The organism is Rhodococcus sp. NPDC057297, from assembly GCF_042667435.1.
GTDB lineage: Bacteria > Actinomycetota > Actinomycetes > Mycobacteriales > Mycobacteriaceae > Rhodococcoides.
Window position 1 is genome coordinate 1,235,864 of the sequence record NZ_JBHUZE010000001.1, and the last position, 13,076, is coordinate 1,248,939.

12 protein-coding genes are annotated in these 13,076 nt (G+C 65.8%); 7 read left to right on the forward strand and 5 right to left on the reverse strand.

What is annotated here, in order from left to right:
* Positions 1–57 precede the first annotated feature (57 nt).
* The 3 genes from ACFULT_RS05715 (at position 58) to ACFULT_RS05725 (ending at position 3,065) form a co-directional block, all read left to right on the forward strand.
* Positions 58–477 (forward strand): universal stress protein, encoded by a 420-nt coding sequence (locus tag ACFULT_RS05715; protein WP_037114267.1) that lies wholly within the window; start codon positions 58–60, stop codon positions 475–477.
* A 165-nt stretch (positions 478–642) separates the two neighbouring features.
* Positions 643–2,046, forward strand: a complete 1,404-nt coding sequence (locus ACFULT_RS05720) for a hemolysin family protein (protein WP_378480877.1) — start codon at positions 643–645, stop codon at positions 2,044–2,046.
* Entirely contained in the window at positions 2,043–3,065 is a 1,023-nt protein-coding gene (locus ACFULT_RS05725) for a hemolysin family protein (RefSeq protein WP_378480878.1), read from the forward strand. Before ACFULT_RS05720 ends, ACFULT_RS05725 begins: the two co-directional genes overlap by 4 nt.
* Positions 3,066–3,398: 333 nt before the next feature.
* On the opposite strand, the gene ACFULT_RS05730 is transcribed toward ACFULT_RS05725, so the two are convergent.
* Positions 3,399–3,887 carry a MarR family winged helix-turn-helix transcriptional regulator gene (locus ACFULT_RS05730; protein WP_378480879.1) on the reverse strand — a complete coding sequence of 163 codons (489 nt, stop codon included), beginning with the start codon at positions 3,885–3,887 and terminating at the stop codon, positions 3,399–3,401.
* Between the two features lie 93 nt (positions 3,888–3,980).
* Between ACFULT_RS05730 and ACFULT_RS05735 the strand changes: the two genes are divergently transcribed.
* Genes ACFULT_RS05735 through ACFULT_RS05745 form a run of 3 tightly spaced genes read left to right on the forward strand, consistent with a single transcriptional unit; the run spans position 3,981 to position 7,186 of the window.
* The gene (locus tag ACFULT_RS05735) at positions 3,981–5,090 is read left to right on the forward strand and encodes an AbrB family transcriptional regulator (protein ID WP_094719557.1); all 1,110 of its coding nucleotides are present in this window, start codon (positions 3,981–3,983) and stop codon (positions 5,088–5,090) included.
* Positions 5,091–5,142: 52 nt separating this feature from the next.
* On the forward strand, positions 5,143–6,636 hold the full coding sequence (locus ACFULT_RS05740; RefSeq protein WP_378480880.1) for an MFS transporter: 1,494 nt from the start codon (positions 5,143–5,145) through the stop codon (positions 6,634–6,636).
* Positions 6,626–7,186, forward strand: a complete 561-nt coding sequence (locus tag ACFULT_RS05745; RefSeq protein WP_241483957.1) for a TetR/AcrR family transcriptional regulator — start codon at positions 6,626–6,628, stop codon at positions 7,184–7,186. The genes ACFULT_RS05740 and ACFULT_RS05745 overlap by 11 nt, the downstream gene beginning before the upstream one ends.
* A gap of 18 nt (positions 7,187–7,204) precedes the next feature.
* Here the strand turns inward: ACFULT_RS05745 and ACFULT_RS05750 are convergent, their stop codons facing one another.
* From ACFULT_RS05750 to ACFULT_RS05760, 3 genes are all read right to left on the reverse strand, one after another.
* Complete coding sequence (locus tag ACFULT_RS05750) at positions 7,205–8,140, reverse strand: iron-siderophore ABC transporter substrate-binding protein (RefSeq protein ID WP_037114257.1); 936 nt, start codon at positions 8,138–8,140, stop codon at positions 7,205–7,207.
* A gap of 74 nt (positions 8,141–8,214) precedes the next feature.
* Entirely contained in the window at positions 8,215–10,233 is a 2,019-nt protein-coding gene (locus ACFULT_RS05755) for a neutral/alkaline non-lysosomal ceramidase N-terminal domain-containing protein (RefSeq protein ID WP_378480881.1), read from the reverse strand.
* Between the two features lie 46 nt (positions 10,234–10,279).
* Complete coding sequence (locus ACFULT_RS05760) at positions 10,280–10,654, reverse strand: helix-turn-helix domain-containing protein (RefSeq protein WP_094719553.1); 375 nt, start codon at positions 10,652–10,654, stop codon at positions 10,280–10,282.
* 110 nt (positions 10,655–10,764) lie between these two features.
* Between ACFULT_RS05760 and ACFULT_RS05765 the strand changes: the two genes are divergently transcribed.
* A complete protein-coding gene (locus ACFULT_RS05765; RefSeq protein ID WP_378480882.1) occupies positions 10,765–11,610 on the forward strand; it encodes an SDR family oxidoreductase in 846 nt (281 codons plus the stop codon).
* Between the two features lie 31 nt (positions 11,611–11,641).
* Here the strand turns inward: ACFULT_RS05765 and ACFULT_RS05770 are convergent, their stop codons facing one another.
* Entirely contained in the window at positions 11,642–13,012 is a 1,371-nt protein-coding gene (locus ACFULT_RS05770) for an FUSC family protein (RefSeq protein WP_094719551.1), read from the reverse strand.
* Positions 13,013–13,076 lie beyond the last annotated feature (64 nt).

Genomic DNA, 13,076 nt, shown 5'->3' on the forward strand with positions numbered 1-13,076 from the left:
TCCGAATAGTCCAATCATTCGACGTGACCACAATGAGCACAATTCAGAGGAAGTGAAATGCCCATGTCTGTAGCGGTAGTGGCGAGCGATTCGCCCGAGGGCCGGGAGGCCCTCGTCCGGGCCGTGTCGGAAGCGAACCTTCGGGGCCTGGAGCTCGTCGCCCTGGCTGTCGTGGACACCAACTCCGTGTCCGAGGAGGACAGGGAAGCAACGACTCTCGCGACGGAGCAGATTCTCACCAGCCGCGGTGTCGCCGACGCGACCTTCTCGGTGCGCGTCGAGCCGGACGGGGGAGATCCCGCCGGAGCAATCGTCGACCTGGTCGCCGACACCGGTGCCGAGCTTCTCGTCATCGGGTCGAAGCGGCGCTCCGCCGTCGGGAAATTCCTGATGGGAAGCACCGTGCAGCGTGTGCTTCTGGACAGTCCGGTCCCGGTTCTCGTGGTGAAAGCACCCGAAGTCGAGCGAGGCCGCTAGAATCGGACATCACGGTCCGAAGCAACACCCGAAATCACGGTGTCGAACAAATCAGGGTCGTGCACTGCCCAACCCATCAAACAGAGGATTCATGGACAGCGATAAACCCGGGCCGGACACGGCCCCCCGCACTATTTCCACGACGTGCGAGGCGGTGTCCGGCGAATGAGTGTGATTCTCACTCTCTTGCTCGGCTTCCTCGTCGTATTCCTGATCACGGTCGGTACCGGCTACTTCGTGGCCCAGGAATTTGCATACATGACGGTGGATCGCTCACGGCTCAAGGCTCGCGCCGAAGCCGGTGACGCGGGTGCCCGTCGAACTCTTCAGGTAACCAAACGCACGTCCTTCATGCTGTCCGGCGCCCAGCTGGGAATCACCGTGACCGGACTGCTCGTCGGTTATGTCGCCGAACCCCTCATCGGCCAGTCGCTCGGCACCATCCTCGGCGGCGTCGGGATCCCGACCGCCGTGGGAGTCGGCATCGGCGCAGTGCTCGCGCTGCTGTTCTCGACGTTCGTTCAGATGCTGTTCGGCGAGTTGTTCCCCAAGAACTTCGCGATCGCTCGTCCCGAGCCGGTGGCCCGGTGGCTGTCGCTGTCGACCACCATTTATCTCAAGCTCTTCGGTTGGCTCATCACCATTTTCGATCACGCATCGAACCTGTTGCTGAAGGCTCTGAAGATCGAACCGGTGCACGACGTCGAACATTCGGCCACCCCGCGGGACCTCGAGCACATCGTCGCCGAGTCCAAGGACTCCGGAGATCTGCCCAACGAGCTGTCGGATCTGCTCGATCGCATCCTCGACTTCCCGACCCGCACGGTGGAACACGCGATGATTCCTCGTTCGCGGGCGGCGACCGTCCGCGCGACGGACACTCTCGCCGAGGTCAAGACGCTGATGGGTCAGGAGCACTCCCGGTACCCCGTCCTCGACGACGACGACGGAATCGTCGGCGTCGTGCACCTGCAGGACATCCTCGCGGTGACCGATCGACCGGACGCGCAGGTGTCCGAGTTCGTCCGCCCCGCGTTGATCCTCCCCGAGGTACAAGCCCTGCCCGACGCCGTCGTCGAGCTGCGGTCGTCGAAGAACCAACTCGCCTGCGTCATCGACGAATACGGCGGGTTGACGGGCGTCGTCACGATCGAGGATCTCGCCGAGGAACTCGTCGGCGAGATCACCGACGAGCACGACGAGGACGAAGTCGATCAGACCCCGATCGCGGGGGAGGACGGCTCCTGGACCATGGCGGGTGAAGTACACGTCGACGAGGTCGAGCGGTCGATCGACCACGACCTTCCGGACGGTGATTACGAGACCATCGCCGGTTTCGTCATCGCGCACCACGGTTCGTTGCCGACCGTCGGCACGCGCATCGAGGTGGATCTGCCGGCCGAGTCGGAAGACCTCATCGCCGACGACGACGAACTACCCGAGCGGTTCGTGTCCGTCGAGGTGCTCGAGATCGACAATTACGTCCCGTCGTCCGTGCGCCTCGAACTGGGGCAGCGAGAAAAAGCCGAGGCCGATTCGGCCGAGGCAGAAATGGATGATCACCGATGAGCAATCCCTGGGTAGTTCTCGTGGTCACCATCGGACTCATCGCAGCCAGCGCGTTCTTCGTCGCGGTGGAGTTCGCATTGTTGGCGGCCAAGCGTCACCGGCTCGAGGACGCAGCTCCGAACAGTAGGTCCGCACGGGCCGCGCTCCGTAGTTCGAGCGAGCTGACCGTTCTGCTGGCAGGCTCGCAGCTCGGAATCACACTGTGCACGTTGGCGCTCGGCGCGACCACCAAGCCTGCAGTGCACTACGCGCTGACTCCGGTGTTCGAGTCGTGGGGCATCCCCTACTGGGTCGCCGACGTCGCAGGCTTCGTTCTCGCGTTGATCATCGTCACCTTCCTGCACCTCGTCGTCGGGGAAATGGCGCCCAAGTCCTGGGCTATCGCTCACCCGGAGAAGTCGGCGACGATGCTGGCATTGCCGATGCGCGGTTTCATGTTCCTGACCCGGCCCGTCATCGTCGCGATGAACGAGATGGCCAACTGGCTGCTCCGCAAGGTCGGCGTCGAGCCGACAGCACAGGTGGCGTCGGGCCAGAACCCGGACGATCTGAGGCAACTGGTCGAGCATTCGGTGAACGTCGGTGCGCTCGACGCCAGCTACTCGGTCCAGATCGCGGGTGCGCTCGAGTTGCAGAACCTCCAGGTCGGCGATCTCGTTCGTGCGCAGGGTGTCCCGATCTCGGTCCCGACGGACGCGACGGTCGAGGACGTGCGTGCAGTGGCCCTGGAATCCGGTCATCTGCGCATCCTGGTGCGGGACGGTGACACGATCAGCGGTGTCGTGCACGTGCGTGACACCCTCTCCGGGGACGTGACGCTCGCCGAGGTCACTCGGCCGGTCTTCACGTTGGAGGCGTCGACGCCGGTCTATGTCGCTCTCGCGTCGATGCGTGAGACGAGCAGTCATCTCGCACTCGTCGTGAACCGCTCCACGGACGGAGCCGATACGACGGTGGGCGTCGTGACGCTGTCGGACGTTCTCTCACGTCTGTTGCCGACACCCGTCCCGGCAGGCTAGCCGCAGGGGTTCGAGAAGCAAGGGCCGCACCGAGAAATCGGTGCGGCCCTTGTCGTGTGTGGTGTCACCGCAGTGATCAGGAGGCGGGAGCGATCAGGCGGGAGCGATCAGGCGGGGTTGATCACCAGGAGGGTGGCCCAGTAGGTGGCGATATCGTGTCCGAGCTGGGGGAGCAGGGCGTCGTACAGCAAGTAGGACATGAGGGGCGAACTCCTTGTTCTTCGCTGCGCCGCGCGCGGCGCACGGTGGCGGGCATCGACGTTCATGTTTCCCCACGCCGGGCCCGTGGTCAACGGGCGACGTGGAGCCTGCGGAACGTCCCGGAGATCTGCGTCAGGGTTGTCGGACGAGGGGCTCGGGACTTGCGGCCAGTTTCCACAGGATCGGGGCGGCGAGGTGCAGGACGTCGCGTTCCAGTTGGGTCAGTTCCTGGCTCATCGCCTCGGCGAGCCAACTGTCGCGCTGTTCGCGGTCCGCCGCGACGAGTTCGGTGCCGGAGTCGGTGATACGAATCAGCAGGCGTCGACGGTCGCCGGGATCGGGGCTGCGGGTGATGAACCCTTCGGCCTCCAGTGCGTTCAGGTTGCTGGTGAGCGATTGGATCCGCACGCTTTGCATCGCGGCGAGGTCGACGGGTGCGCTGGACCCGCCGCTGCGTTCCACGTCGCCGAGCACCTGCATCTGGCTCGGCGTGAGGTAGTGCCGGGGGCGTTGGCGTCGGAGCCTGCGTGTCAGGGCGAGCATCGCCTCGCGCAACTCGGTCGCGTGCGGCGGACTCACCCCCGCGCCGGCAGGCGTAATGGCGGTGCTGTCGATGCTCATGCGTTCCGACCCCGTTCTTGGTAAGGGTGTGCGTACCTTTATCAGCCTTTGAATCGATTATGTGCGTCCCAATGATAAGAGTAGGCTTAGCGTGTGCGAAAACTTGGGTACACGCTGCAGCGAGCTGTGAGGCTGTGGGTGGGCCTCGTGCTCGTCACTGGGGTGGTGTGGGCGGTCCTGGCCGCGATCGGGCTGTCGGCGGCGCCGTTGTTCGCCTCGCTCGTCGTCGCCGCCGTGTTCGCGGTGAAGGGATACGGTCCGCGCAAGGTGCCGAGGCCCGCGGGTATGGCTGCACAGGGCATCCTGGCGGTCAGTATCGGACTCATGATCGACACGGACACGTTGTCTGCGCTCGGGGCCAACTGGCTTCCGGCGCTGGCTGTCTGCGTCGCCACGTTGATCGTCAGTGTGGCAGCCGGGGTATTGCTCGGCGCGCACCGCGACGTCGACGTGCTGACCGGGGCGCTGTCGATGATCGCCGGAGGTGCGCAAGGCCTCGTCGCGATCGCCAGAGAGCTCGGTGGCGACGAGCGGATCGTCGCCGTCGTGCAGTACGTCCGCGTCGGTCTGATCATCGTCACGATGCCGCTGGTGGCGACGCTCGTGTTCGGTGCCGGCTCGTCGGGTGCCGCGCTGGGTTCCGGCGGCGACGGTCCCCTGTACATCGACCTCCTCGTGGTTCTCGGATGCATCGTCGTCGGAATCGGCGGTGCACGCCTGATCAGGCTGCCCGCGCCCGCGACGCTCGGGCCGCTGGTGGCGTCGGGCGCGCTGGAGTTGTCGGGGTGGATCGACTCGGTGTCCGCGCCGATGGTTCTGCTGCCGATCGCGTTCGTCCTCATCGGTTGGCAGGCAGGCCTCGCCTTCACCGGGGAGAGTGTGCGAGCAGTCGGCCGTGTGCTGCCCTGGGCGATCCTGCTCATCGTGATCCTCGGCGTGATCTGCGCCTTGCTGGGTCTCCTGCTGTCTCACCTGACCGGAATCAGCCTGCTCGAGGGATACCTCGCGACGACGCCCGGTGGTCTGTCGGCGGTGTTGGCGGTGTCTGCGGCGAGTGGCGCCAACGTGACCTTCGTGGCTGCGGTCCAGGTCGTTCGGTTGGTCATCATGCTGTTCGCCGCACCGTTCGGTGCCAAGGCGTTCCTGGCGGTGCGGGCGCGGTCCGATCGGAAGAAGCAGCGTGACGACGCCCTCGTGGGCTGACGCTCAGTTCATTTGATTGGGTAATGAAAGCGAAGTCGCTTATCATCAGCCGATGACATCGACCGGTGACATGCACGCCGCGCGGGCAGACACGCGCAGTCGACTACTCGTACCTGTCCTGATCGCGATCTGCACCATCGTGGCTGTGGTCAGCAGCGTCGGTGCGCCGCTCATCCCCACGGTGGCCGAGACGTACGGTGTGTCGTTCACCGGCGCCCAGTGGTCACTGACCATCACGATGCTCACCGGCGCCGTCACGGTTCCCGTACTCGGACGGTTGGGCGACGGGCCGAGGCGTCGAGAAGTCCTGATCGGTGCCCTGGCCGTGGTCCTGCTGGGATGCGTCTTCGCGGCAATTCCCGGTAACTTCGCCATGCTGATCATCGGGCGTGGTCTGCAGGGAATCGGCCTCGGCCTCATGCCTCTGGCCATGGCCATCGCTCGCGACCACCTGAACCCGCCCCAAGCCCGATCGTGTGTCGCGGCACTGTCCGTCACCGCGGTCGCCGGTATCGGACTCGGATATCCGTTGACCGGAGTCATCGCCCACGTCTGGGGATTTCACGCGTGCTTCGTCGTGGCCGCGCTGGCGTCGGCGCTGGTTCTGGTGTCGGCCGTCGTCGTCGTGCCGAGCAGCGCGCACCTGACACGGCACCGGCTCGACGTCACCGGTGCTCTCGCGCTCGGCGCCGGCCTGACGTTCCTGCTCCTCGCGATCAGCCTCGGTGGGCAATGGGGCTGGGGATCACCGATGCTGATCGGTTCGTTCCTCGCCGCCGCCGTCACCCTCGCGCTGTGGGCTCGCCACGAACTACGCACGCCGCACCCCATCGTCCAGCTTCGACTGCTGCGCACTCGGTCGGTGCTCACCGCCGACGTCACCGGACTGCTGGCAGGCATCGGCATGTTCGTGCTGTCCTCGACGGTCATCCGACTGGTGCAGACCCCCACCGACACCGGGTACGGCCTCGGTCGGTCGGCCATGGTCGCCGGACTCGTGCTGGTGCCGTTCTCGCTGGCCAGCGTCGCGGCCAACCGTCTGCTGCCCGCGGCGAGCAGGGTCCTGCCGAAAAACCTGATCATGCCCATCGGTGCACTGGCATTCGTCGCCGCGCTCGTCGTCTTCCTCGTCGGTCGCTCGGAACTGTGGGTCGTGTTCGCGGTGATGGGCATCGCCGGACTGGGTGTCGGCTTCACGTTCGCCGCCATGCCTGCACTCATCGTCAGTGCGGTCCCGCAGCACGAGACCGGCAGCGCACTCGGCGTCAACCAGGTCACTCGCACGGTGGGTGGTGCCATCGGAAGTGCCGTCAGTGCAACAGTTCTGGCCGCGTACACGGTGCCGGACGCCCTGTATCCGACGGCCGACGGGTACACGGCGATCATCGTCGTCGGAGCGATCCTGTGGATCGTCACCGCTCTGCTGGCAACCGTGCTGTCCTACGCCCGTCGGCGCACGCCCCGAGCGACGGAGGTGCGCGGCGATTCAGAGGTGCGCGGTGATGTCGAGGTGCGTAGTGATGTCGAGGTGCGTAGTGGGATCTGAGGGGCGGAACAGGAATTCGGCACGCACCAGGGCGGATCTGCTGGCAGCCGCGGCCGAGTTGTTCGGGCAGCGAGGATTTCAGAAGACGACCCTGCGCGATATCGGCGACCGCGCCGGCGCCGACCCGGCGCTCGTCGCACGATACTTCGGCAACAAGGCGGCGCTGTACCTCGCGACGCTACCCACCGACGACACAGGCCCGGACCTCGCCGACATCGCCGATCCATCGCGCATCGAGGACACGATCAGGAGGGTCGCTCGCCTCGGACCGGGACCGGTTCTACATGCCGTCGTAGGCAAGCACGACGACCCGGACGTGCAGGCAACCGCCGCGGAGCGGGTGGACAAACGCCTGACGGTGGGACTCGAGAACCGGCTGCGCGCAGCAGGTGTCGGCAATCCGCGGTTACGGGCACAGCTGGCGGTCGCGGCGCTCTCCGGTATCGCGCTCGGCCGGGTTGCCGGCACGCTGGACGAACTGGCGACCGCGGATCAGGACGACGTCGTCGCCCTGACCGCACGGATAGTCGGATCCCTGCTCGAGCCGTGAATCACGACTCGAGACGCCCTAGGACTCGAGGACGTCGAGCATCTTGTTCGCCTTCATGATGCTGCCGAACAGGTAGGCGTTGGACGGCAGGTACTCGATCCGTCCCTGCAGGAGCCCGAACAGCGGGTTGGACGTGACGGTGTCGAGGAACTGGCCGGGCTCGGCCGCAGCGCCGTCGGTGACGACGAAGATGCGGTCCGCGTCGAGCAGGTTGGTCTGTTCGAGGCTGACCTCGAAGAACGAATCCTCCGCCGTGCCGACGTCCTGGTATTCGGGCGACCGGAGACCGACTGCTTTCGGTGTGGTCCAGATGAACGAGCCCTCGTACCCCATGTAGTTCAACTTGTCCGCACGCACGCGGATGAAGCTCGCCGTGCCCGGGTCGGGACCGAGTTCCTGCCGCACCGCGTCGACGCGGGCCTCGTAGTCCGACAGCAGCGTGGCGGCCTCGTCCTGTTTGCCGAGGTGATCGCCGAGCAGACGGAGGGTGTTCTTCCACTCGTTCGCGACATCTCCGACGGCGACGGTGGGAGCGATGCCGGAGACATTGTCGTAGAACTCACGTTGGGACTCGTCCTCACTGGTGACGATGATCAGGTCGGGGTTCGCGCCGATGACCTTCTCCACGTCCACGTTTGCCTCGGAATCGCCCACCGACGCGGCGTTCTCGGGAAGCTTCTCGGCGATGAAGTCCGGCCAGGTGCCGGTCGTCTTCGGAACGACCGTCGCGACGGGTTCGACTCCGAGAGCGAGGACCGACTCGAGCACGTTCCCGGCGTCGAGCACGACGACACGCTGCGGGTCCACCGGAATATCCGTGGTGCCGTACAGGTGGGTCACGGTCCGAGTGTCGGCGGACGACGTCTCGTCTTCCTGTGGGGAACTGCACCCGGTCAGGACCGCGACGCATACGAGGGATGCCGCGAACGCGCTTTTGTAGACAACATTAGGCATGGCTTAGAAACTAGAGAGTGACTCCACTCGGACACAACTCGGCGGGGCTGACGTGACATGTCTCACTTCCAGCTTCAACCGACTGCGAACGACGACGAGATTCCGGTGAACGGTGTCAGATGTCCGGCGAGATCCCGCGAGCTTCCGTAGAGCACCACCCGATACGTGCCTGCGGGCTGATTCGTCGGTATGTCCCACTCGACGGTCGTCGTGGTGATCGGCCCGGCGGCGTCGAAGAAGATCTTCGTGTACCAATCACCGTCGTCGTATTCGCGCGTCCACGTACCTGCTCGGTCTCGTTCGATCGCGAGATAGGTGTCGTCGCGGCGTAGGTCGGAGTTCGGGTTGGAACCGGAAAAACGAACCGACACCCGCTGCCCGACGCCGTATGCCGCGGCCGGTTGGGTCAGGACGTCACCGAATGTGGTTCGGGGGGCGGCTATGTCGACGAAGGGTAGTCCGCCGGGGGAGTTGGGAATCGACCCCGTGAGATCTCGCTGGGGTTCTCCGCTCGGTACGGCTGTTCCGTCGCGGAGAGCGATGGCGAGCTCGGTCGCGATCTGAATCGTAGCGGGCAGTTGCCAGCGCCCGAATGCGGTGGCGCCGCCCTCGTAGTCCTGCTGGTCGTACTCCTCCGGAGTGGTGACGTAGTGGCCGTATCCGTTCGTGTAGCCCTGAACGACGACGAGTTCGCGGTCGACTCCCAAGGTGTCCGCGAGTGCAGTCCGCAGGCGCGAACCCGCCATCACCGTCGGTTCGAACGGGCAGGAGAAGAGGTGGAATGCGCCTATTCGCGCGAGGTGGAACGGCAGGACTTGCTGTACGACACCGGGGATCAGCCCGACGGGGAGGATCACGTCCTTGGGTGCGTGTGCGTCGCGCAACCACTGAGGCATGACAACGGAACCGAGCGCTGCCAGTGCAGGATTGCCGCCGCGCTCCCCCTCCTGCAGGCCTAGCTCCGGCAGGCCGCCACCGTCCTCCTGACTCGACGCGGCGAATGCGGCCCCGAGGGCCGCAGGGCTGGTGGTGTGGGTGCGGCCGTCGCCGGTGAACTCCGGTCGCACTGTGACGGAGGTGAAGTCGACGTACATTCCGCGCATGTCGATGCCGGACCGAAGCGCTGTGCCTGCTCCGCCGATCTGCGCACGTGCCGAGTCGAATTGGCGTGCACCGATGATGCGGGTGTTCTCGAATTCGTCGCCGGTCGGACCGGTGCCCGGCTGCTTGTCCAGGTTCGGTGTCACATCTCCCGGTGTGCTCTGGCAGAACACCGCGACGAACGACGGATCGCGGTAATCGACACCCGCGACCTCACGCTCCCAGTGCCACGCTGCGTAGCCTTTGTTGTCGGTGCTCACCAGCAGGTTGGTCGCCTTCATCGACGTACCGTGCGTGGCAAACCAATTGACGACGCCTGCGAGCTCACCACGTCTGGACACCTGTAGCGTCACCGAGCGAGGATCGATCCGCCCCGGCAGTTCGGCGGCGTCGGGGTTCCGGTCGAACGCCTGCGGCGAACGGTTCACCCCGGCATCGGTCAGGGAGGATGCGGTGACGGCGACATCGGACGGCTGAATGTCGGCGTGAGCCCGCGAGATCGCGTCGACGATGCCGGAGACGTTGGCCTCGAACGTGATCGGACGGAATCCGAGTGTCGTGATGTCCACGAGGAGGTGCCCGTCGGTACCGCCGGGTGCAGCGTGGGTGTGGGTGGCCGACAACAGGACGTTTCCGCGGTGGTAGAGGTGTCCGTACACCGCGTCGAGCCGAGTGAGCACCGCTTCGAGGATGCTCTCGAACATCAACCCGACCTCGCACGTCACGTGCACCAAACGTGTGTCCGACGCCGGATCGACGAAGACGAATGCCCGTGCGCGCTGCCGTAGATGAAGGCCTGCGCTCGATTGTTCCAGTACTGCATAGCCGTTCAAGCCTGCGCCGAAGGGCTCACCCGTCATGTCGCCGATTCCGCGACCGACATGCAGTCCTGCGGGTGACGCCCATGCGGAGGTCGATTCGCGCGTTGCAGTCGCCAGAGTTGCCACGCCGGCTGCAGCAAGGAATGTTCTTCTTGACGGATGCGAGGTCACCGGTGACACGCTATAGGCCGCTGCTTCTTTCGGGCGCGTAAATCGCTCAGCGGGCGTCGTGCTGGGTGCGAGCGTCGAGAACGGCCGGGAGATTCGATTCGACCAGTTCGATCAGGCCGACCAGTCGATCTGCGACCGAGCGACCGAGCGGGGTGAGGCTGTACTCGACCTTTGGTGGTATCGATTCGAGGACCGTCCGCAGAACGAATCCGTCGCGTTCGAGGGTCTGCAGTGTCTGGGACAGCATGCGCTCGCTGACGCCGTCGACCCGTCGCCGTAGAGCGTTGAACCTGTAGTCGCCTTCGGACAGAGCGGCGAGCGCGAGGATGCCCCAGCGGCTGGTGACGTTCTGCAGTGCTTCACGTGAGTGGCAGCCCCGCGCGAAGACATCGGCCTCGAGTGTCGGGTCCTGTTCGCTCATGCAGTCCAGGGTAGCGCATGCATATCGTATAGCGCTGCATCAAAAGGTTGCACTGTCGAAAAAGTAAGTGCATAGTGGTCGACGAACACCGACAACCGAAGGAACGAATCATGACCACAGCAGTTACCGGCGCAACCGGACACCTCGGCGCGCTCGTCGTGGACGGCCTGATCGAACGTGGAACGGATGCAGGGGACATCGTCGCCGTCGTCCGCGATGCAGCCAAGGCGCAGTCGCTCGCAGACCGCGGAGTGCAGGTACGCGTCGCGGATTACACCGACACCGACGCGCTGCAGGTAGCGTTCGCCGGCGTCGACAAGCTTCTGCTGGTCTCGGGGTCGGACGTCGGCCAACGCATCGCGCAGCACGAGAACGTCATCTGCGCAGCCGAGGCCGCGGGTGTGTCGCTCATTGCGTACACCTCGTTGCTGAAGGCGGACACGTCCGGCCTGAGCCTCGCACCCGAACACCTCGCGACCGAGAACCGCCTGACCGAGTCTTCGGTCCCCTCCGTCGTTCTGCGCAACGGTTGGTACTGGGAGAACTACCTGGGCGCGGTGCAGCAGGCAGCCGACACCGGAGTGCTGCTGGGCGCGGCGGGCGAGGGCAAACTTGCCGCGGCGTCGCGTGCTGACTACGCCGCCGCCGCCGTGGAGGTGCTGCTCGCTCCGGATCAGGGCGGCAAGGTCTACGAGCTGGGCGGAGACGAGCGGCTCACCTACGCCGAGCTCGCCGCTGTGTTCGCAGAGGTGTCCGGCAAGCCCGTCGAGTACAAGAATGTGTCGGAGGACGACTACAAGGGTGTCCTCGAAGGAGCAGGCCTGCCGGGCTTCGTCGCCGAGATGCTCGCGAGTGCCGATGCGGGAATCGCACGGGGCGAGCTCGACACGGACTCGGGCGACCTCCAGACGCTGATCGGCCGGGCGTCGACGCCCGTCGCGTCCGTTCTCGGCTGACGGTAGGACGGAAGTGCAGCCGGACGGACCGTCACCTCACGTGGTGGCGGTCCGTCCGGTCCACCGTCAGGGCGGCAACGCCGATGCCGATGACCACGCCGACGAGGGTGTCGCCGATCCGGCTGACGGACACCGTGGGGCTCAGATGGCCGGCCAAACCGGTCATGAGCAACGCCATCGGAGTGATCGCGAGCGAGGTCAGAGCGTAGTTCTTCATCACCAGAAGTTCGGCGGCGATCTGCATCGCGACGATCACCACCACGGTCTCCCAGTACCCGAGCGACGAGGCGATGAGCACCGCGGCGATGGCAGCGCCGCCGACGTTTCCGAGCAAACGCTGGATCCCTCGCTGAACCGTGGTTCGGTAATCGATTCCTTGCATGGCAGCCATCGCGCCCATCGTCGCCCACAGGGGATGTTCGAACCCGAGAGCAGTAGCGCACCAGGCAGCGAGAGCCGCCGCGACGGTGATGCGCACGGCGCCCCGCACGATCGGTGTCGATGCCGCCTGGGTCAGGCCTTCGGCGAAAAAATTCCGTGGTTTCGGGTGCACCAGCGCCTCGGCGGAGAGCATGCCTGCCATCGGAACGCGGTAGCGGCGCATTTTGCGCAGGTGCCGTTCGTGGGCCAGAACCTCGGCGGCGTGCGAAGGATCCTCACCGCGGCTCCACGCGTCGAGCACGGCGTCGGCGTCGTCGAGAAGTGTGGTCAGACCGTGCCGATGTTCACGGTCCCCGGGATCGAGCGCGACGACGGTCCGCGCGCGGGCGATTGCGGCTCGTGCGCCGGGTGCGTCACGACGGTCCAGTGCGGTCAGGGCCCGGGCGACGGCGAGCTGCGACGGGCCCGTCGGATGCAGGATCGCCGGGGCCATGGACAGTGTCCACCCGACGACCGCGCCGACCGCGACGGACACGAAGACGGGTCCGAGGTCCCCGATGGCGTGCGAGAACCCGACGGCGGCGGTCGCGGCGAAGATGAGAATGACCGCGCCGGGACCGGTGATGGCGAACGCTGTCAACAGCAAGGCCGCCACACCGGCCGCGACGGAGATGGCCAGCACCTGGATGATCGCCGACGTCGTTGCGGCCCCGAGTGCGGCGCCGAGCGTCGCGTACACGACGATGAGCGCCCCGACGAGAGCGATCTTTCCTGCACGTCGGGGATATGGCTCGTATCTGCCGAAGGCCGAGCACAACGCTCCGAGCGCGGCGAAGCCCGCGAGGTCGTGCCGTCCGAGGATGCCGCCTCCGACCAGGACGATCGCCACGGCGAGCCCGACGCGCACTGCGGGTGCGATGGTTGCATCGGCCTTCCCGACGGTCAGTGCCTGGCGCCAGGTGCTGACCGCGACGGCATGGGCGATCGCGGAACGGGTGTGGTCGATTCGGTCGAGAAGCACGGGATCAAGGGTACAGATATTTCACTAGTAAAATAAACCACGAGCCGGTGTGATACTCGCCGTA

Bases quoted from the DNA above. Each gene is read 5' to 3' on its own strand.
- ACFULT_RS05725 (WP_378480878.1), top strand. From the start codon at position 2,043: ATGAGCAATCCCTGGGTAGTTCTCGTGGTCACCATCGGACTCATCGCA.
- ACFULT_RS05715 (WP_037114267.1), top strand. From the start codon at position 58: ATGCCCATGTCTGTAGCGGTAGTGGCGAGCGATTCGCCCGAGGGCCGG.
- ACFULT_RS05740 (WP_378480880.1), top strand. From the start codon at position 5,143: ATGACATCGACCGGTGACATGCACGCCGCGCGGGCAGACACGCGCAGT.
- ACFULT_RS05750 (WP_037114257.1), bottom strand. From the start codon at position 8,140: ATGCCTAATGTTGTCTACAAAAGCGCGTTCGCGGCATCCCTCGTATGC.
- ACFULT_RS05765 (WP_378480882.1), top strand. From the start codon at position 10,765: ATGACCACAGCAGTTACCGGCGCAACCGGACACCTCGGCGCGCTCGTC.
- ACFULT_RS05720 (WP_378480877.1), top strand. From the start codon at position 643: ATGAGTGTGATTCTCACTCTCTTGCTCGGCTTCCTCGTCGTATTCCTG.
- ACFULT_RS05730 (WP_378480879.1), bottom strand. From the start codon at position 3,887: ATGAGCATCGACAGCACCGCCATTACGCCTGCCGGCGCGGGGGTGAGT.
- ACFULT_RS05760 (WP_094719553.1), bottom strand. From the start codon at position 10,654: ATGAGCGAACAGGACCCGACACTCGAGGCCGATGTCTTCGCGCGGGGC.